20 protein-coding genes and 1 pseudogene are annotated in these 20143 nt (G+C 42.9%); 20 read left to right on the forward strand and 1 reads right to left on the reverse strand.

Annotation, left to right across the window (positions count from 1 at the left end; translation table 11 throughout):
• From flgM to hag, 9 genes and pseudogenes are all read left to right on the forward strand, one after another.
• Entirely contained in the window at positions 1–258 is a 258-nt protein-coding gene (gene flgM / locus ABN702_RS00240) for a flagellar biosynthesis anti-sigma factor FlgM (RefSeq protein WP_417898895.1), read from the forward strand.
• 9 nt (positions 259–267) lie between these two features.
• Positions 268–732 (forward strand): flagellar export chaperone FlgN, encoded by a 465-nt coding sequence (gene flgN, locus ABN702_RS00245; protein ID WP_417898896.1) that lies wholly within the window; start codon positions 268–270, stop codon positions 730–732.
• 12 nt (positions 733–744) lie between these two features.
• Complete coding sequence (gene flgK, locus ABN702_RS00250) at positions 745–1458, forward strand: flagellar hook-associated protein FlgK (RefSeq protein ID WP_417898897.1); 714 nt, start codon at positions 745–747, stop codon at positions 1456–1458.
• An 806-nt stretch (positions 1459–2264) separates the two neighbouring features.
• A pseudogene (locus tag ABN702_RS00255) lies at positions 2265–2606 on the forward strand (flagellar basal body rod C-terminal domain-containing protein); the annotation flags it as partial.
• 9 nt (positions 2607–2615) lie between these two features.
• Entirely contained in the window at positions 2616–3494 is an 879-nt protein-coding gene (gene flgL / locus ABN702_RS00260; protein WP_417898898.1) for a flagellar hook-associated protein FlgL, read from the forward strand.
• Positions 3495–3567: 73 nt separating this feature from the next.
• The gene (locus ABN702_RS00265) at positions 3568–4161 is read left to right on the forward strand and encodes a DUF6470 family protein (protein WP_417898899.1); all 594 of its coding nucleotides are present in this window, start codon (positions 3568–3570) and stop codon (positions 4159–4161) included.
• A 13-nt stretch (positions 4162–4174) separates the two neighbouring features.
• Positions 4175–4612: a flagellar assembly protein FliW gene (fliW, locus tag ABN702_RS00270; protein ID WP_417898900.1), complete on the forward strand. Its 438-nt coding sequence runs from the start codon at positions 4175–4177 to the stop codon at positions 4610–4612.
• Positions 4613–4627: 15 nt separating this feature from the next.
• Positions 4628–4855 carry a carbon storage regulator CsrA gene (gene csrA, locus ABN702_RS00275; protein WP_224839939.1) on the forward strand — a complete coding sequence of 76 codons (228 nt, stop codon included), beginning with the start codon at positions 4628–4630 and terminating at the stop codon, positions 4853–4855.
• Between the two features lie 163 nt (positions 4856–5018).
• Positions 5019–5846 carry a flagellin Hag gene (gene hag / locus ABN702_RS00280; RefSeq protein ID WP_417898901.1) on the forward strand — a complete coding sequence of 276 codons (828 nt, stop codon included), beginning with the start codon at positions 5019–5021 and terminating at the stop codon, positions 5844–5846.
• Between the two features lie 444 nt (positions 5847–6290).
• On the opposite strand, the gene ABN702_RS00285 is transcribed toward hag, so the two are convergent.
• Positions 6291–7118 (reverse strand): DNA endonuclease, encoded by an 828-nt coding sequence (locus ABN702_RS00285; RefSeq protein ID WP_417898902.1) that lies wholly within the window; start codon positions 7116–7118, stop codon positions 6291–6293.
• Positions 7119–7265: 147 nt separating this feature from the next.
• Here ABN702_RS00285 and flaG point away from each other — a divergent pair, with 147 nt between their 5' ends.
• From flaG to ABN702_RS00340, 11 genes are all read left to right on the forward strand, one after another.
• Positions 7266–7610, forward strand: coding sequence for a flagellar protein FlaG (gene flaG, locus ABN702_RS00290; RefSeq protein WP_417898903.1), 345 nt, complete (start codon positions 7266–7268; stop codon positions 7608–7610).
• Between the two features lie 12 nt (positions 7611–7622).
• A complete protein-coding gene (fliD, locus tag ABN702_RS00295; RefSeq protein WP_417898904.1) occupies positions 7623–9422 on the forward strand; it encodes a flagellar filament capping protein FliD in 1800 nt (599 codons plus the stop codon).
• Positions 9423–9443: 21 nt separating this feature from the next.
• Entirely contained in the window at positions 9444–9845 is a 402-nt protein-coding gene (gene fliS, locus ABN702_RS00300; RefSeq protein WP_417898905.1) for a flagellar export chaperone FliS, read from the forward strand.
• Positions 9845–10198 (forward strand): hypothetical protein, encoded by a 354-nt coding sequence (locus tag ABN702_RS00305; RefSeq protein WP_417898906.1) that lies wholly within the window; start codon positions 9845–9847, stop codon positions 10196–10198. The genes fliS and ABN702_RS00305 overlap by 1 nt, the downstream gene beginning before the upstream one ends.
• 12 nt (positions 10199–10210) lie before the next feature.
• Positions 10211–10594, forward strand: coding sequence for a hypothetical protein (locus ABN702_RS00310; protein ID WP_417898907.1), 384 nt, complete (start codon positions 10211–10213; stop codon positions 10592–10594).
• 271 nt (positions 10595–10865) lie between these two features.
• Positions 10866–11426 (forward strand): ribosome hibernation-promoting factor, HPF/YfiA family, encoded by a 561-nt coding sequence (gene hpf / locus ABN702_RS00315; RefSeq protein ID WP_224839949.1) that lies wholly within the window; start codon positions 10866–10868, stop codon positions 11424–11426.
• A gap of 189 nt (positions 11427–11615) precedes the next feature.
• Positions 11616–14126: a preprotein translocase subunit SecA gene (gene secA, locus ABN702_RS00320; RefSeq protein WP_417898908.1), complete on the forward strand. Its 2511-nt coding sequence runs from the start codon at positions 11616–11618 to the stop codon at positions 14124–14126.
• Positions 14127–14281: 155 nt separating this feature from the next.
• Positions 14282–15380 (forward strand): peptide chain release factor 2 gene (gene prfB / locus ABN702_RS00325; RefSeq protein WP_417898909.1). Its coding sequence is split into 2 segments (ribosomal slippage): positions 14282–14353 and positions 14355–15380, totalling 1098 coding nucleotides; the frame shifts between segments, so codons are not numbered across the junction.
• Between the two features lie 483 nt (positions 15381–15863).
• Positions 15864–16691, forward strand: a complete 828-nt coding sequence (locus tag ABN702_RS00330; RefSeq protein WP_417901005.1) for a YitT family protein — start codon at positions 15864–15866, stop codon at positions 16689–16691.
• Between the two features lie 69 nt (positions 16692–16760).
• Complete coding sequence (gene cccB / locus ABN702_RS00335) at positions 16761–17105, forward strand: cytochrome c551 (protein ID WP_417898910.1); 345 nt, start codon at positions 16761–16763, stop codon at positions 17103–17105.
• Positions 17106–17466: 361 nt separating this feature from the next.
• The gene (locus tag ABN702_RS00340; protein ID WP_417898911.1) at positions 17467–19893 is read left to right on the forward strand and encodes a S8 family serine peptidase; all 2427 of its coding nucleotides are present in this window, start codon (positions 17467–17469) and stop codon (positions 19891–19893) included.
• Positions 19894–20143 lie beyond the last annotated feature (250 nt).

A 20143-nucleotide genomic window follows, 5' to 3' on the forward strand; every position in this document is an offset into this window, starting at 1 on the left:
ATGAAAATAAATAATATTGGTCCTTCTGGAATCAATCCATATAAAAATCAGGCGAAGCAGACGATGAAAGCTTCGACGCATGCAAAAGCGGATCAAATTGAAATTTCCAATAAAGCGTTGGAGCTGCAGGAGCGTTCCAAGTTTGCGGAAGCCCGTCAAGAGAAGGTGGCGTCTTTGAAGATTGCTGTCGAGAACGGCACCTATCAGGTTGACCCTAAAACTGTAGCGAAAAATATGATTGATTTTTATAAAAAGTAAGGAGCGCTTATGTCCATTTCAGCCATAATCACGACTTTAGAAAAGCTGGCCACCCTCCACGATTATCAATATGAATTGACTGTACGGAAAGCGGATATCGTGAAAAATAACAGTTTGGAAGACTTGCAAAATTTAAATAAAGAAGAGCAGAAATTCCTGAAAGCCATTTCTCAGCTTGAACAGCAAAGGCTGGCTCTTTCGAACAATAAGACCATTACGGATCTAATGGTAGAAGCCACTGATGAGGAAAAAACTGCGCTATTGCAATTAAAAGAACGTTTATCGATAAGCATAAAACATATACAAGAACAGAACGAATTAAATCAACAGCTTTTACAACAGTCCTTGCAATTCATTACAGTAACCCTGAACACGCTAACACAGGAGCCTAGTGCGGTTACCTATGAAAAAGGTGCAAACATAAAAAAGAACACCAACACCCCGACACGCTCCATGTTCGATTCAAAAGCTTAGGAGGAAGATCCCATGCGTTCAACATTTCACAGTCTCGAGGTAGCGAGACGTGGTTTAGTCACACAACAAACGGCCCTTCAGACAGTCGGCCACAATATTGCCAACGCGAATACGCCTGGATATACAAGACAACGCGTGAACTTCACCCAGACGGAGCCTTATCCTCCTGCATCCATGAATCGCCCGCAAATACCAGGACAAATGGGAACAGGGGTAGAAGCTGGCAGCATTCAGCGTGTAAGGGAAAGCTTTTTGGATATTCAATATCGAAGCGAAAACAATAAAGTTGGCTATTGGGAATCCCGTGCTGATTCTCTGCAAAAGATGGAAGAAATTATGAACGAGCCATCTGAAACAGGACTTTCCACCACATTGGACCGTTTCTGGCAGGCATTCCAAGATCTTGCGGTGAATCCCACCAATGCAGGTGCCCGTTCGGTAGTAAGGCAACGTGGTTTGGCAGTGGCAGAGACGTTCAGTTACTTATCCGGCTCTATCACCTCTGTTCAGCAGGATATAAAGAATGAGATGGATGTTACCATCAAGCAAGTAAATTCTCTTACACAACAGATCAATAACCTAAATAAACAAATCGGGGAAACCGAGCCTCATGGGTATTTACCCAATGACCTATACGATGAGCGTGATCGATTGATTGATGAGTTATCCAAAATAGTTAATATCAAGACGACTCCGGTTAATAGTGGGGAAGCTCAAAGGAAATAGCTGACGGCAAGATGAATATTGATCTAGTGGATCATACTGGTCGCAAAATTGGTACATTAGTGGATGCAACGCGTCTCGTTTCCCATGATATGTCCTTGGAATTTCATCAAAATTCTGGCCTGGTGGACGGATTCAAGATAGGGGATTCTAGTTTTGGCGTTAACTCCTTGCAGTCTTCAGGAAAATTAAGAGGACTAATCGATTCCTTTGGGTTCATGGAAGGTCAAAAGGAAATGGGAATCTATCCGGATATGCTGAATCATCTGGACAATATCGCTTATGATTTTGCTCAAGAGATTAATAGGGTGCATAAATCCGGTTGGAGCGTTTCCAGTATGAATGAAGGAAAACATACTTCCTATGAATTCTTCTCTTTTACAAATACTGACGTCACAAGTGGAAATAAAAAGGATGCAGCCAAGCTCTTCACCGTTTCGCAGGACATAATGCGTTCACTTGATAATATAGCAGCTTCCGGCTATAACCAAGGTGTTATTCCGACAGGGAGTTTTCATGGCTACAACGGGAAAGATGCAGTGTCTATCACTTTACAGTCAACGCTGGATGCTGATGGTGTCCGACAGTTCACTTTTAAAATCTATGATATGACGCAATCGCCTAAAGTAGAAATGAAGACTTCAGGTACCTTTGCAAACCTGGATGATTTGGCGGCAACACTGTCAGAAGAATTTGTCGATGAGAATGGTAATCCTTCAGTAGCATTTGATACGGAATTAGTTCGCTTGGAGGATGTATCAGACGGAAACTTCATCACCATTGACATTCCACAAAAAGGTGAAGTGGCAGGCCGAATCGGGGACGGAAGCAATGCGGTCGCACTAGCTGAGGTAAAGTCACGTGCCTTGAAGCTAAATGGCGTTTCAACCACTTTCCAAGATTATTATGAAAGTGTAATCGGTGGATTGGCAGTAGATGCACAGGAAGCAAATCGTCTTTCCTATAACAGTGAAACATTAAAATTATCCGTGGACCAGCGCCGCCAATCGGTAAGCGGTGTATCCCTGGACGAAGAAATGTCTAATATGATCCAATTCCAGCATGCCTATAATGCCTCAGCCCGTATGATCACCTTGACCGACGAACTGTTGGACAAAATCATCAACGGCATGGGCATCGGCGGAAGGTAGGTAATATAAATGCGAGTAACACAAGGTATGTTAAGTCAGAATTCATTACGACAATTAAGTACGAGCTACGGCAAGCTGGGTAAGCTTCAGGAGCAGCTATCAACAGGTAAAAAAATCTCTAGGCCATCTGACGACCCAGTTGTAGCGATGAAAGGGATGTACTACCGTACGAATCTAACTGAGCTTGAGCAGTATAAGCGCAACCTTAGTGAATCCTATGCGTGGATGGAAAACTCGGAAGCGGCGTTGGATCATGTGCAGAGTGTGATGCACCGTGCGCGTGAATTGATGGTGCAGGGGGCGAATGGTGCCTTAGGACCTGAGGACCGCCAATCGATTGCGGTGGAAATTGAACAGTTAAAAGCGGATTTTGTTCAGGTTTCGAATACGCAGGTCGCTGGAAGATACATCTTTAATGGAACGGCAATTGATAAACCTAGAATTACAGATTCAAATGATCCTTCCTCTGTCAGTACAGAAAATTCACCTTTCACGATTGAAGTTTCCAGAGGTATCAAGCTTCAGGCAAATATCAATGTGGATAATGTATTCAATAAAGAGATGATGGAAGTATGGAACGGGATTCAAACAGCTCTTGAAACAAGTGATATGGATAGCCTGAAGGAATTTGCGGGACGTTTTGATCAGCAAACAGATCTTATTTCAGCAGAACGTTCTGAACTGGGGGCGCGCTATAACCGACTGGAAATGGTCGACAATCGTATCGGCTACCAAGAGGTTGTCGCAACACGCATTCTTTCCGACAATGAGGATGCAGATGTTGAACGCGTCATCATGGATTTGACGAGTCAGGAAAGTGTCCACCGAGCTTCTCTTGGAGTGGGTGCACGAATCCTTCAGCCATCATTATTGGACTTTTTACGCTAAAAAGAACTGTCTTAGGGCTGTCTGCATGACAGAGCTTTAAGGCAGTTTTTTTACGAATAGGAGGGGTTAAACCATGCTTTTTCCTCAAATAAGATTGGAGTCAACATTTGCGCAGACCGAATTGGCTATAAGAAAGCCGATTCAGGAAATCCAGCAGCCCAAGGCCGAAATGACATTCGAACAGCCTAAAGCGGAATTGACGATCGACCGAACCCCTTCCCGCTTAAGCATAGACCAGACCAAGGCAAGGGAAGATATGGACTTGAAAAGTGTTGGAAGGCGGATTGAAGAAGCGGCTCAGCAAGGCTATCAGGATTGGCTTGAGGGATTGGCGCGCGTTGCTCAGGACGGGAATGAAATGATGCGGATCGAGCATGGAGGCAGTGCCATTGCACGTCAGGCGAAACGCAATAGTGAGGGCCCACAAGATCAGTTCAATATTGGCTGGACTCCTTCCCACTTTAGTGTGAAAATTGACTATGATCCAGGCAAAGTGGAAATCCGCTTCAAGGAAAACAGGCCCAATATCCAAGTGCAGACCAATAAACCAATTCATGAATACACCCCGGGTTCAACAGAAGTAAATCTTGCAAAATACCAGTCATTAAAAATAGATTTCGAGAATCTGCGCCATGTAGGCACAGGCGGTTACGAACAAACTATATAAGGTTGTGAAAAAGATGAAAATAGAAACGAAGTATCATGGAGTTTTAGAAGTATCAGAGCAGGATGTCGTAACTTTTCCTAACGGCATACCAGGATTCAATGAAGAAAAGCAATTCACGGTAATCCCTTTCTCTGAAGATGGGGAATTTCAGATTTTACAAAGCGTAAGCACTCCAGAGTTAGGATTTGTGGTTACAAATCCATTTGCTTTCTTCTCGGACTATGATTTTAAGCTGGAGGAACAAACTGTCGAGGCTCTTGAACTTAATGCCCCGGAGGATGTGGAAGTGTTTACTGTACTGACTGTCCAGGAAACATTTACAAGAACAACGGCAAACCTGCAGGCGCCTGTTGTCATTAATAGAAAGAAAAAGCTAGGCAAGCAAGTCATCCTGACAGGTTCGTCCTATTTAACAAAACACAAACTATTCCAAGAGGCTGAATCAAAATAGAAAGGAGGAGACGATATGTTAGTACTGACACGTAAAAAAGACGAAGCAATTAAAATTGGCGATGATATCGAAATTAAAGTGATCGGCATAAGCGGTGACCAAGTGAAAATCGGAATTGAAGCACCAAAGCATGTGGAAATACACCGCAAAGAAATCTATCTATCCATCCAGGAAGAAAACAACGCAGCATCTCACTCCTCCCTGGACCTGCTTCAGGCCCTGTCACAACAAATAAAAAAATAATGTTAATTTTTCTCCAAACCCTATTAAACGTTGTCGACTCAGGTCGATATAAAACATGTAAGCAAATAGAATCAAAAGGCGGCCGACTTTTGACCTATCTGCAAATATAGTACCGATTACACAAGGACGTGAAATCGGCGACAACTCAAGGAGGAAAATTATAATGAGAATTAACCACAATATTGCTGCGCTTAACACGCATCGTCAGTTGAATAATGCATCTAATGCACAAGGAAAATCAATGGAAAAATTATCTTCAGGGCTTCGTATTAACCGTGCTGGAGATGATGCAGCAGGTCTTTCCATCTCTGAGAAAATGCGTGGGCAAATTCGAGGATTAGAGCAATCATCTCGTAATGCTCAAGATGGTATCTCCGTAATCCAAACTGCTGAAGGTGCGTTAAATGAAACTCATGCGATTTTACAACGTCAGCGTGAATTAGTTGTTCAAGCTGGTAATGCAGGAACACTTGAAGCAGATGACTTAACTGCTATTCAAGACGAAATTGCAGAATTAAATTCTGAGCTAGACGGAATTGCTGACCGTACAGAATTTAACGGAAAAAAATTGTTAGATGGAAGTTTTTCTGCAGATTTCCAAATAGGGGCTAATATTGGTCAACAACATACATTAACAATTGATTCAGGTGTAGCAGGAGAAGGGTTTACATCAACACAATTAACAGTTAGTGGAATAGCAGCTGATGGTACTTCATTTGATGCCGATGTTGCATTGGTAGATGCAGCAATCGCTAAAGTATCTGCTGCTCGTTCTAACCTTGGTGCCAATCAAAACCGTTTAGAGCATACAATTAGTAACTTAGATAACTCGTCTGAGAACCTAACAGCTGCTGAGTCTAGAGTACGTGACGTTGACATGGCGAAAGAGATGATGAATCAAACTAAAAATTCTATTCTTTCCCAAGCAGCACAGGCAATGTTGGCTCAATCGAATCAACTTCCTCAAGGAGTATTACAACTCTTAAGGTAAATTGATTGAAGGGCGTCTAGCTTGGTAACGAGCTAGAGTATAACTGGGTGAATTGCTGGAACATCCTAAAGCTTCTCAACCACAGTGTAACTGGAAACGGTAAACATGACGGTTTGAAAATGACGAAGATGTAACAATGGATAATCAGCAGCCAAGCTCCTGTTCTGAAAGGATGGAGAAGGTTCAACGACTAGGGAATACGGTCTAAGGCGAAAGCTATGACTATGAATCTCGTAGGGCAGCGAAAGCTGTTCGAAGTGCCCAGCTCCTATATGAATAGGATGAAGATATAGTCTATTCTATGATCGAAAGACATAGTCGCAAAGCAAGCGAACCAACAACCACAAGGAGTATTACAACTTCTTCGTTAATTTTCCTAAAAACCTTAGAGATCTCTCTAAGGTTTTTTCTTATCTATTTATTATTTTATTAAACTTAATTTTCTTAATCACTTAGTTTATATAATACAGACCAATAAGTCCTTCCATGATGTAAAGCTATTTCTCTGTCTGTAACCCCTTGACGTTTCAGTTTCACTAATGTTGAAATTTCTTCTTCTGAGTAGTTTTTATATCGATCTGAGCTACTTACTATTACTTCATAATCACAGTATCTATTCTTCCACTTGGAAATTTCGTACTCCAATCGAAAACTCCATTCAGTTTTATAATACATGGTGGGGCAGCTTTTCGTAATAGGGTTAATCGTATTTAAAAACTTCATAGTTTCTGCTATAGTCGTAGTTTTTAAAATAAATCCTGATCCATCTTTTCTGGAACTAAGTTTTAAATTGATATCAAAAGTGTATTGAATGTGTTTTTGTAAAATGACTAATTGATTTTTTTCGTAGCATTGAAGATATAAGTAAATATGTGGAAGAAGATATATTTTTTTGTTTCTGTGGTTCACTCTGTGAGAAATGGATAACGATCCATCGTCCATATAAAGAATGGCTAAAAAATGAGGATATGTACATAAGTGTAGAAAGTCTGAGGGTATTTGCTTGCAATTATCTTTATAGAATAGTGTATATAAGTTTGTAAATAAAGGTTGAGAAGCTGACCTGACAGTTTGACTGTTAGGGGTTAAGTAAAGGTGTTCTGGAAGAAACCCTATTTTCCATTTGCGGTATTCCTCTTGGGATTTCCCATAATGCTCCCTGTAGCTATTATTTTTTCGCCTACTACCTTTGTAAATTTTGGTGATTTCCCCATCACCTATAATACTTGCGAGCAAAACATTAACTTGAATATCTGTTAAATCAGATAGCATTCTACCACCTCCGAAAGAGAATGTATGTTCCCTATAATTATATGACAAATGGGATTAAGAAAACAAATAAAGAGCAAATTTCCTTCACTTTTCTATAAACTCTCCGATAATATCACTAGAGTATACATTTTGTCGGAGGGAACCCGTATGAACATAACAAAATTAGGGACCAGCATAGACAATACAACTAGATTACAAGGTCATAAGACAGTTTCGAATAAGGTGGAAAATTCAATTCAGGAAACAAAAGAAAAGCATCCCGAACTTAGCAAGATTCAAATGGAAAAAATAGTAGAGGGAATGAATGAGTTCGTCACTCCTGTCAATGTTTCAGTTCGTTTCGAGTTGCATGAAAAGTTAAAAGAATACTATGTAAAAGTAGTAGATTCTGCAACAGATGAGGTAATCCGTGAGATTCCTTCAAAGAAGTTTTTGGACATGTATGCAGCAATGACTGAATATATGGGATTATTTGTAGATAAAAAGATTTAGGTGGTGAATCCAATGCGAATAAGTGGTTTTGCAAGTGGGATGGACATCGATCAGATGGTCAGTGATTTAATGAAGGCAGAGCGGATGCCAATGAATAAATTCACTCAGCAGAAACAGTTGCTGGAGTGGAAACGTGACGATTATCGAGATCTAAATAAGTTATTAACGGATTTTAGAAACCTTTCATTTGATATGACTTTACAAAGAACTTATTCTCAGAAGCAGGTCACATCCAGTAATACGAAGGTTTCGGCTATTGCTTCTTCGACAGCTGCGAATGCTTCCTATACCATTTCAGATGTAACTGTGGCAACAGCAGCATCCAACTCAACTTCAGGATTCGTTACTTCTGGACAGACGTTAGAATCATCAAAAGGACTGTGGGAACAACGAAGCAAATTCACTAGCGGAGATGCAATGAGTAACATGTGGACTACAAAAACAGTTACTCAAGATGATATTACTATAGCTGCTGAGACAAATTCTATTAAACTGGCCAAAGGTGCGATAGATGCTGCAAGTATAAATGGTAATGGTGAAATCACAGTGAATATCGGTGGAATAGATAAGGTCTTTACTGTGACTACAGATACTTCTGAGGCTGATTTGACGGATAGCCAGGTACTATTGGATGAGAATACAGGGATACTGACATTTAAAGATCCTATCGCTACAGGTAGTACTGTTAAAGGATTTAACTACGATCACTTTGCATTTGAGTTCTCAATGACTACTTACAACCAACTAGGTGAAGCAGTTGATGAAACTTTTTCTCTTGATGGTACAGCTAGCATGGAAGATGTAATGTCCAAAATAAATGCTTCGAAATTAGGAGTTACGGCTTTTTATGATGAACAGTCTAATACTATGATGGTGACGAAAAGGGAGGCTGGCACATTTAAAGGCGCTTCTGCAACTGCTGAAATTGAATTTGGTGGTCTATTCTTAACAAGCGTTGTCGGATTGAATGAAACAAATGAACAAGGTGGAACAGCGGCGCAGGTTACTATAAATGGTGTTACTACCACAAGAAACTCCAATACATTCTCGGTTAATGGAGTTACATTCACTCTTAACCAAAACATGTCGGGTGAATCAGCAGTCATATCTGTCAATAACGATACTGACAAAACTTTTGATGCCATTAAGAATTATGTTGAGAAGTATAATGAGTTAATAACTAAAATAAATGAAAAAACTTCACAAGCTGTCTATCGTGATTACAAGCCTTTAACCAATGAAGAAAGGGAACCGCTATCAGAAAAGCAGATTGAACAGTGGGAGGAAAAGGCTAAAAGTGGGCTTTTAAAAAATGATTCGATTCTTACTTCCGGTATTGGGCAACTGAGATCGAATTTTTATGAGCCTTTATCAGGTGCAACTGGTGCATTTAATCAGCTTGCTCAAATTGGAATTTCTACAAGTGCGAATTATCGTGATGGTGGAAAACTAGTAATCAATGAAGTCAAGCTAAGAGAAGCCATCCAAAAAGATTCAGCATCCGTAATGGAACTTTTCACGGCAAACGGAGCAGATTCCTCGTCTCAAGGGCTAGCTAGAAGGTTAAGAGAATCTGTTGGAACAACAATTCAACAAATCGAAGCCCGTGCTGGAAATTCCATGCGAACGAACCAACAGTTCACCATCGGCCGAGAACTTTTAAATGTAGATAAACGTATCTCAACATTCGAAATGCGCCTCCAACAAAAAGAAGCACGCTACTGGCGCCAATTCACAGCCATGGAAAAAGCAATCAACGTATCCAACCAACAATCCATGCAATTAATGAGTCAATTCTACAACAATGGGTGACCGTAAAAGGAGTGTTCAATAATGGCAATCAATAACCCATACCAGGCATATCAACAAAATTCAGTCTCGACTGCTTCTCCCGGTGAACTTACCCTCATGCTCTATAATGGATGCTTAAAGTTTATGAGACTTGGGAAAAAAGGGGTTGAAGAGAAGAACCTTGAACTCAAAAATACTAATTTAATCAAAGCTCAAAAAATCATTCAGGAGCTCATGGTAACATTAAACACCGATCTAGAAGTCTCAAAATCCATGCTATCCATGTACGACTACATGAATCGCCGCCTGATCGAGGCAAATATCAAAAACGACTCCGAAATCATTGAAGAAGTCGAAGCCCTCATGACCGAATTCCGTGATACATGGAAGCAGGTCATCCAGACCAACCGCCAGCAGGCTTTCGCGCAGGGTGGACAGGCGTAATGACGGTAGTTGAGGATTTGGATAAGGTGACCACACATCTTCTTGCTTTATTGGAAAACGACCTTCCTGCAGAGGAGCAGCGTGACACGTATATTGCAGAAATCGACAAGGCTCTTCAGATTCGCGATGTACTATTAAAGAAGCTGGCTTCTCCATTTTCAGAGAGTGAGATGGCGCTTGGTCGCAGGGTGGCAGATAAGAGTCAGAGGATTACTCCGATGCTTGAGAGTTTTCAAAAGCAGATGAAGCAGGAATGGAGTCATTTACAGCAATCAAAGAAAACGGTGAAGGCGTATGGTCAGGCGTATGCGGGTGTTTCGATTGATGGGATGTATTATGACAAGAGGAATTAGGTGGCAAGGGTGATGCGTTTGAGCGAAGAGGAGTTCTTGGTGCTGCAGCAGTATAATGGGCTGTTGGAGTCTTTGGAAGAGGCTTTTCTTTATCTTTGTGATAATGCGGATCAGCCTGCATCAAATACAGCCAAACAGGTTAAAGAGGATAGCTACTTGGCCATCACCAAGATCGTGGAGACTCATGTTTTTATGGTGGATTGGTTTTCTGACCAGCAAGATGCCTTGAAGGTGATTACTGAGTTCGAAGGGTTCATTGATGAATTGGAATCATTAGGCCATTTCAGTGCGCATCCTATAAAAGAAAAAGAGGTCTTTTCCACTTATCTCATTCCTGCATTTGAGGAATGGAAGCTGGATATGCAGAAGCAACTTCTACCTCTATTGACACATTAACTCTCTTGAGAAATTCAAGAGAGTTTTTCCAATTTCGAGGCAAGTTTTACCTTTGTCCTGCATATACTTGTTTCACCCGTCAGAGCCATTGGAATAAAGAGATTCACATAATCTTCACATTTATTTTACGTTTAGGCAGGAAAGCTGTTGGGTATTGTAGAAATATGTTTACATAGCTTTAATAAAAGCTTAACTTTCCTAAAATTGGAAAGGTGTAGACGCATTGTTTGGAGGAAGTATTCCAAACAGTAACAAAAGGAGGAGTTCGTTTATGAAGTACAACGTTCGCGGTGAAAACATTGAGGTAACTCCAGCAATCCGAGATTATGTAGAGAATAAGATCGGAAAGATTGAGCGCTATTTTGACTCAACTGATAATGCAGAAAGCAAAGTCAACCTGAAAGTCTACAACAACCAACAAAAAATTGAAGTGACGATTCCGATGACAGGATTGGTACTGCGTGCAGAGGAAAGTCATGATGACCTATATGCTGCGATCGACCTGGTCGTGGATAAATTGGAACGTCAAATCCGAAAACATAAAACGAAAGTGAACCGTAAGCTTCGCGATACGGGTTCACCTAAATACTTATTCAATGAAGTGATAGACAACGGCGCCCCATCCCATGTAGCAGTGGAGGATGAGGAGGACGAAGCGGACTTGGTGAGAACGAAGCGCTACAATCTGAAGCCGATGGACAGTGAAGAGGCAATTTTACAAATGAACCTGTTAGGACACAATTTCTTCGTATTCCTGAACGCGGCGACAAACGAAACGAATGTCGTGTATAAACGTAACGATGGGAAATACGGTTTGATTGAATCCTATTGATGATAAAGGGGCCCATTTCGGGTCCCTTTTTTAAATTCGTGAAAAGGAAGGTTCGACAATTTTCGCTGGAGTGATGGGTTTTACTTACCGCTAGCCTCACCGCTTTGAGTTGTACCTTCCCCTAATAAGTGTTAAAATTTAAATATTATTGTAGGCTATTAGACTATAGGTACAGAGGAGCGTTCATATATGCTTGGTTTATTGAATAAAGTGTTTGATATGAATAAGCGTCAATTAAAACGTCTGGACAAAATGGCGGATCAGATAGATTCACTTAGCGCGGATGTTGCAAAGCTGACGGACGAGCAGCTGCGCGAGAAGACGGCTGAGTTTCAGGCTCGTTACCAGAAGGGTGAAAGCTTGGAGGACATGCTTGTGGAAGCTTTTGCGGTTGTCCGTGAAGCGGCAAAGCGTGTGTTGGGTCTTTATCCTTATAAGGTTCAGCTGATGGGTGGTATTTCCTTGCATGAAGGGAATATTTCCGAGATGAAAACAGGGGAAGGTAAAACGCTTACTGCGACCATGCCTGTTTATTTGAATGCCATTACCGGTAAAGGTGTTCACGTTGTTACGGTCAATGAATACTTGGCAAGCCGTGACGCGACGGAGATGGGTGAGCTTTATCAATTCCTTGGCTTGACGGTCGGTTTGAACCTGAACGGACTTTCCCGTGATGAAAAAATTGAAGCTTACAAAGCGGATATTACATATGGAACAAACAATGAATTCGGCTTTGATTACCTGCGTGACAACATGGTGCTGTACAAGGAACAGATGACACAGCGTCCGCTTCACTATGCCGTAATCGATGAAGTCGACTCCATTTTGATTGATGAGGCGCGTACACCGCTCATCATTTCAGGAAGTGCGCAAAAGTCAGCGGCACTTTACATCCAGGCGAATGCTTTTGCACGTACATTGATCCGTGACACGGACTACACGTATGATGTGAAAACGAAAGGAGTTCAATTGACGGAGGATGGGATTACGAAGGCGGAGAAGGCTTTTGGCATCGAGAACTTGTTTGATATCTCCCATGTTGCCCTGAACCACCATATTAACCAGGCGTTAAAAGCGCATGTAACGATGCACAATGACGTGGATTATGTGGTGCAGGAAGGCGAAGTGGTCATCGTTGACCAATTTACAGGCCGTCTGATGAAGGGCCGTCGCTATTCCGATGGACTTCACCAAGCGATTGAAGCGAAGGAAGGCTTGGATATTCAGAATGAAAGCATGACGCTTGCGACAATTACGTTCCAGAACTACTTCCGTATGTATGAAAAGCTTGCCGGGATGACTGGTACAGCGAAAACGGAGGAAGAGGAATTCCGCAACATCTATAACATGAGCGTTATTGCAATTCCGACGAATAAGGATATCGTGCGTGATGACCGTGCGGATCTTATCTATAAAAGTATTGAAGGCAAGTTTAACGCTGTGGCGGATGATATTGCAGAGCGTCATAAAAATGGTCAGCCTGTACTGGTAGGTACGGTTGCGATTGAAACGTCTGAAGTGATTTCCCGTCTTTTGACAAAGCGCGGCATTAAGCATAATGTCCTGAATGCGAAAAACCATGGACGTGAAGCGCAGATTATCCTGGATGCAGGGCAGATGGGTGCGGTTACGATCGCAACGAACATGGCTGGACGTGGTACAGACATCAAGCTCGGCGAAGGTGTGACAGAGGTTGGTGGTCTTGCGGTTATCGGGACAGAGCGCCATGAATCCCGCCGTATCGATAATCAGCTTCGTGGTCGTTCCGGACGTCAAGGAGATCCGGGGGTAACGCAATTCTATCTTTCCATGGAAGATGAATTGATGCGCCGCTTCGGTTCCGATAATATGAAAGCGATGATGGAGCGTCTTGGCATGGATGATAGCCAGCCTATCCAAAGCAAGATGGTTTCCCGGGCAGTGGAATCTGCGCAGAAACGTGTCGAGGGTAACAACTTTGATGCGCGTAAGCAGCTTCTACAATATGACGATGTACTTCGTCAGCAGCGTGAAGTTATCTACACGCAGCGTTTTGAAGTGCTTGATTCCGAGAACCTGCGTGAAGTGGTAGAGAGAATGCTCACTTCCTCTGTGGAGCGAAATGTCGGCCTTTACACTCCGAAAGAGGATCTTCCTGAGGAGTGGAATCTTCAAGGTATCGTGGATTATGTAGAAGCGAACCTGCTTGAAGAGGGTGCTGTATCGGTCAACGACTTCCGTGGAAAAGAGCCGGAGGAAATTTCTGAGGTCATCCTGGAAAAAGTGAAAGCCCGTTATGATGAAAAAGAGCAGGAGCTATCCGCTGAACAGATGCGTGAGTTCGAAAAGGTTGTCGTGCTTCGTGCCGTGGACAGCAAGTGGATGGATCACATCGATGCAATGGATCAACTGCGCCAGGGTATCCATTTACGTGCATACGGCCAGATCGATCCGCTTCGTGAATACCAGTTTGAAGGCTTCTCCATGTTTGAGAACATGATTGCCGCTATCGAGGATGACGTTGCGAAGTATGTGATGAAGGCACAAATCCGCAACAACCTTCAGCGTCAAGAGGTGGCAAAAGGCCAGGCGGTTGTTCCGAAAGAGAGCGGCGGCGAGCCTCCTAAGAAAAAGCCAGTAAAAAAAGTGATGGAAATCGGCCGTAATGACGCATGCATTTGCGGAAGCGGCAAGAAATATAAGAATTGCTGCGGACAGTAATTTTTTGAAAAGGTGGGGCTGCATATCGGCCCCGCTTTTTTCGTGCGATTGGAAAGAACTAGCTTCCCCCGCTTTTTTATTTTCATAAAATACGTTAGAATAGACTATTAGTGAGCAACAAACTATTTGTGCGAAATAAATATGAGGTGAATGATATGGAATTAGTAGAAATCAGACATGAATTAGAAAAAATGGCTAAGCGATTAGTCGAGTTTAGGGGGTCTCTTTGACTTAGAGGTCAAAGAACGACGCATCGCAGAGCTGGATAATGAAATGTCCAACCCGGAATTCTGGAATGACCAAAACGCGGCGCAGGTTGTCATCAACGAAGCGAACGCCCTGAAAGAGCCGGTCAGCCAATTTAATGAACTTAGTGAAAACTACGAAAATCTTCAACTGACTTACGATCTTTTAAAAGAAGAGCCGGATGAGGAGCTGCAAGCGGAGCTTTCCTCTGAGGTGAAAACTGTCACCGAGGACTTCAATAAATTTGAGCTTCAGCTTTTACTAAGCGGGGAGCATGACAAAAACAATGCCATTCTTGAACTGCATCCTGGTGCAGGCGGAACGGAATCACAGGACTGGGGTTCTCTACTTCTCCGAATGTACACCCGCTGGGCCGAGCGCAAAGGCTTCAAAGTGGAAACACTGGATTACCTTCCTGGCGACGAAGCAGGAATCAAAAGCGTTACGCTATTGATCAAGGGTCACAATGCCTATGGATATTTGAAAGCGGAAAAAGGCGTACACCGTCTTGTACGTATTTCGCCGTTCGATTCATCAGGCCGCCGTCATACTTCTTTCGTATCCTGTGAAGTAATGCCGGAGTTCGATGATAACATTGAAATCGACATCCGTACGGAAGATCTGAAAATTGATACGTACCGTGCGAGTGGCGCCGGTGGTCAGCATATCAATACGACCGATTCCGCTGTCCGTATCACGCATATCCCGACTAATGTAGTGGTAACGTGCCAGACAGAGCGTTCCCAGATCAAAAACCGTGAGCGTGCAATGAAGATGCTGCAAGCCAAGCTTTATCAAAAGAAGCTGGATGAACAGCAGGCGGAATTGGATGAAATCCGCGGCGAGCAAAAAGACATCGGATGGGGAAGCCAAATCCGTTCCTACGTGTTCCATCCGTACTCAATGGTGAAGGATCACCGTACCAATACGGAAGTGGGTAACACCCAGGCCGTGATGGATGGCGATTTGGATCCGTTCATTGATGCGTATTTACGTTCCAAGCTATAAAATATAGGAAACCTCCGGCCGGTTGGCTGGGGGTTTTTTTATTATTTAGCAGAAAGAGCTGGTTAATACTTATAGGGGTACGGGTATCACGTTCGGATTCGACCGATAACAGGTCTGTTTCGCCCGTTTTTTTGGATTTACGCCCGATAATAGGTTTTTTTCGCCCGATAATTTCAATTTGCGCTCCATTTGACATCCGTAGACAAATTTCATCCTCGCCGCCGTCTCCGATGGTGCCCTGCCTAAGTCTTCCTTTACTCCGCCCATCCTTCAACCCGCCTCATAAAACCCACCAAACTAACAAACACTACCACCAAACACCCGTCTATTTAACGCTTTACCACGTTATACCAATACCATTTACACCGCTACATCTGCGTGCTATACTCTTGCTCGTTGTGTGAATTTTTTTAATAGGGACAACTTTGGAGGGACAGTAAATTGAAACATCGCAATAGAAACGGTTATCAAGTAAATCCTGTTATGCAACGGGTAAAAGAATATACATATGTTATTTTGGGTTCGGCCATTGTGGCGCTTGCCTTTAACCTTTTTTTGCTTCCGAATCGGGTGGCGTCTGGTGGGGTAAGCGGGGTCAGTACGATTCTGGATGCCACTTTGGGCTGGGAGCCGGGTATTGTGCAGCTTTGCTTCAATATTCCGTTATTCCTTGCAGGCGTCATCCTGCTCGGAAAACAATTTGGTTTAAAAACACTGGTTGGGACGATTACCCTGCCGTTGATTGTACTTTGGACAGCTGGACTTGAGCCTGCGACAAAAGATCCGCTGCTTGGAAGTCTTTTCGGAGGGATTGGGGTAGGTCTCGGACTTGGACTCGTCTTCCGTGGGAGAGCTTCTACTGGTGGTACAGACCTTGCAGCACAAATCATCCATAAGTATACCGGGCTCAGCCTGGGGACATGTGTGGCAGCCATTGATGGACTTATAGTAATTTCTGCAGCAATCGTATTCGATCTGGAGCTAGGAATGTATGCACTCATCGGTCTTTTCGTGACAAGTAAAACGATTGATTTTGTTCAGGTCGGACTTGGGTATTCCAAAATGGCAATCGTCATTACGCAGAAGGAAGAAGAGGTCAAGCAGGCGATTTTGACGAAGATCGATCGTGGTGTGACAAAGCTTTCTGCTACTGGCGGCTATACGGAGGATGAACGTCCTGTTCTGATGTGTGTGGTCGATCAGACTGAATTCACAAAATTGAAACAAGTGGTGCGGAGCATTGATGCATCTGCGTTTGTGGTCGTTATGAACGCGTCAGAGGTACTTGGGGAAGGTTTTAAAAGGGAATAGAAGGGAATAGATAGGATATAATAATGTCATGTTGGTATATTTTACTTCTATCCTTAGGAGGACAACCTGATGAAAAAGTACTTTTTAGCATTCGTATTTGGAACGTCACTGCTCATGTTGGCTGCGTGTGGTGGCGGTGAAGAGAACAATACAGCCACTGATGCACCTGCAGAAGAGGGCGGCGGTGCCGTTGATACTGCAGAAGCGGAAAAAATCTTCCAGCAAAGCTGTTCAAGCTGTCATGGCGGTAACCTGGAGGGCGGATTCGGTCCAAACCTTCAAAAGGTAGGAAGCAAGTACAGCCAGGCAGAAATTGAAGAGATCATTGCAAACGGACAAGGCCAAATGAAGGGCGGCATCGTCAAAGGTGAAGAAGCGACTACGGTTGCTGCCTGGTTGGCGGAGCAAAAATAATGACAGAAAGGTTTCTTTTAGGGAAATACCCTTAGAAGGAATCTTTTTTATTTAACTAAAAATTACCAAATGTTTTTCTGATATAAAAAACACCCTATCTTTTATACTATTTTTTATTTTCAGAAAATAGTACGTTAAATCCATATTTAAAGGGAATAAATTACATATTACTCCTTCAATTTTCCCCTTTTTCTTTCATTCGCCAAAGGGATGGAAAATTATATTGAAAATTAAAATTTTTGTAAATATACTTTTATTTAGATTGTCGAATGACAATTTATGTAATGGTCTGCGTCTATAGTTCTGAATATTCAGAGTATAGCATGCTTTCATTAACTAAAAGTATGGGGGAGTGGGAGATTTGAAAAAGAAGTGGATGACAGCTCTTATGCCGTTGTTTGCGTTTGTACTGGTCTTTAGTACATTCTCTTCAAATGGTGTACAAGCTAACTCACAGGATTCAGAGGGTGAACTAGCTACATTACAAGGTGATTTCGATTTATCTTCCTCAAAAGCGGTTACCGTTCTTGTTGAATTACAGGAACAGTCCATTGTAGAAGCGAAGCACAATGGGAAAAAGCAAACAAAGCAAAACTTGAAAAATGCTCGTGATCATGTAAAGAGCGAATTGGATAAAAGGGTATCGACAAATAAAGTGAACCGTGAATACTACTATGTATTTTCTGGGTTCTCCGTGGAGCTTCCAGCGAACAAGATTCCTAGTCTGTTAGCGACTCCTGGAGTAAAGGCGGTCTATCCTAATGTGGAATACACCACAACAGAGGAGCTTATATCTGAAGAAGAATATAGCCCAGAGATGTTCGATTCTGCACCATTCATTGGAGCAAACGAAGCGTGGAATCTAGGATTTACCGGTGAAGGAGTAACAGTCGCGGTAATTGATACAGGGGTTGATTACACACATCCTGACTTAGCGCCGAACTTTGGGGAATATCTGGGGTGGGACTTTGTAGATAACGACAATGACCCGCAGGAAACTCCTAAGGGAGATCCGCGTGGAGCAGAGACGACACACGGTTCCCACGTTGCAGGTACCATTGCGGCGAATGGACAGATCAAAGGGGTAGCACCGGATGCAACCTTGCTTGCCTACCGTGTTCTTGGTCCTGGTGGAAGTGGGACCACGGAAAATGTAGTGGCAGCTATTGAGCGCGCAGTGCAAGACGGTGCAGACGTTATGAACCTTTCCTTAGGTAATTCCTTGAATGCACCGGATTGGGCAACCTCCATCGCATTGGATCAAGCAATGGCAGAAGGGGTAGTTGCGGTTACTTCTAATGGAAACAGTGGTCCAAATAATTGGACAGTCGGCTCTCCTGGTACATCAAGAGAAGCGATCTCCGTTGGGGCAACACAATTGCCGTACAATGTCTACAAGGCTACTACTACTTCATCGGACGGCGTATCCTACGCATCCTCCGCAGTGCAAGGATTCCCATCGGAAGAGGAATTGTTATCCTTGAACGGACAAGCTTTTGAACTGGTGGATGTAGGTTTTGGTGCGCCAGCTGATTTTGAAGGAAAAGATTTGACTGGTAAAATCGCTCTGATCAGCCGTGGAGCAGGTATCCCATTCGTGGACAAAGCAACAGAAGCGGCGAAAGCAGGTGCAGAAGGAGCCGTTCTTTACAATAACGTGGCAGGTACAATGCCGCTGATTCCAGGAATGGCAGTTCCGACAATCATGCTGAACCAGGCAGATGGAGAAGCGTTAAAAGCAAAAGTGGCAGACGTGACCGTAAGCTTTAATATTCAATTTGATAAAGCTGTGGGCGAAACGATGGCTGACTTCTCATCCCGCGGTCCTGTAATCGATACGTGGATGATCAAGCCGGATGTATCCGCACCTGGTGTGAATATCGTGAGTACAGTTCCAACATTCAACCCTGATTCCCCACACGGATATGGAGCGAAGCAAGGGACAAGCATGGCTTCCCCGCACGTCGCGGGTGCTGCGGCAGTAATTTTACAGGCTAACCCGGGCTGGGGTGTCTTTGAAGTGAAATCGGCATTGATGAATACAGCCGAGAAGCTGATCAACCCGGCAACAGGAAATGAATATCCGCACAACACTCAAGGAGCAGGAAGCATTCGAGTGGTGGATGCATTACAAGCCGAAACTCTAGTGAATCCTGGAAGCTATTCTTTTGGAACTTTTGAGAAGCCTAAAGGGAAGCAAGTGGAGAAACAGCAATTCGAAATTCAAAATCTGTCTGATGAAGCAAAAGTTTACTCTTCGGAGTTTACTTTCAAAAATGAAGTAGGCAAACATGTGAAAGTGACTACAAGTAAAAATCTGAAAGTTAATCCAGGCAAAACTCAAAAGGTCAATGTGAATGTACAAGTAGACGCTTCTAAATTAGCGGCTGGTTACTATGAAGGACATTTAATAGTTTCCGAGGGAGACACAGTAATCGAGGTTCCTACTATCCTATTTGTTGGAGAGCCTGACTACCCTCGTGTAACTCACTTTGGATTCACTCCAATAGGAGATAACAACTTTGAATTCTACTCCTACCTGCCTGGCGGTGCAGAAGAATTGCAGGTGTGGATTTATACGGCAACTGCAACGGGGGGACTTGGAACCTATGTTGGTGATGCTCTTTATGCAGGTGATCTTGGCAAAGGCTATAACTACCATGACTGGAATGGTACTCTAGTTGATGGTACAGTGTTGCCTGCCGGACAATATCGAGTAGCGGTATATGCAAAGAAGGGTGAACTTGATCGAGCTATCCTTGGTGCAGATGTATTGACTATTGAATAAAAATAACAACTAACAAACTTGGCCGGGGTTCTGTGAACTCCGGCTTTGTTTTTTCTCTTCTACAAAATTCCCCAGGAAAAGATAGATTTCTATTCCGATTAATCGACATTATCCACGAAAATTCCTTTTTTTTAGGAAAAAATAACCTCTATTTCCAACTATGACTCTAATTTGAAAAGAAACTGTAATAATTAAAACTCTGATTTTGTCGAAATAGATGTTATAATGAAGTGGTGAATTTATGCGGAAA

Origin of the sequence: Bacillus haimaensis, assembly GCF_048270625.1 — a bacterium.
In the GTDB taxonomy this organism is placed as follows: domain Bacteria; phylum Bacillota; class Bacilli; order Bacillales; family Bacillaceae_I; genus Sutcliffiella_A; species Sutcliffiella_A haimaensis.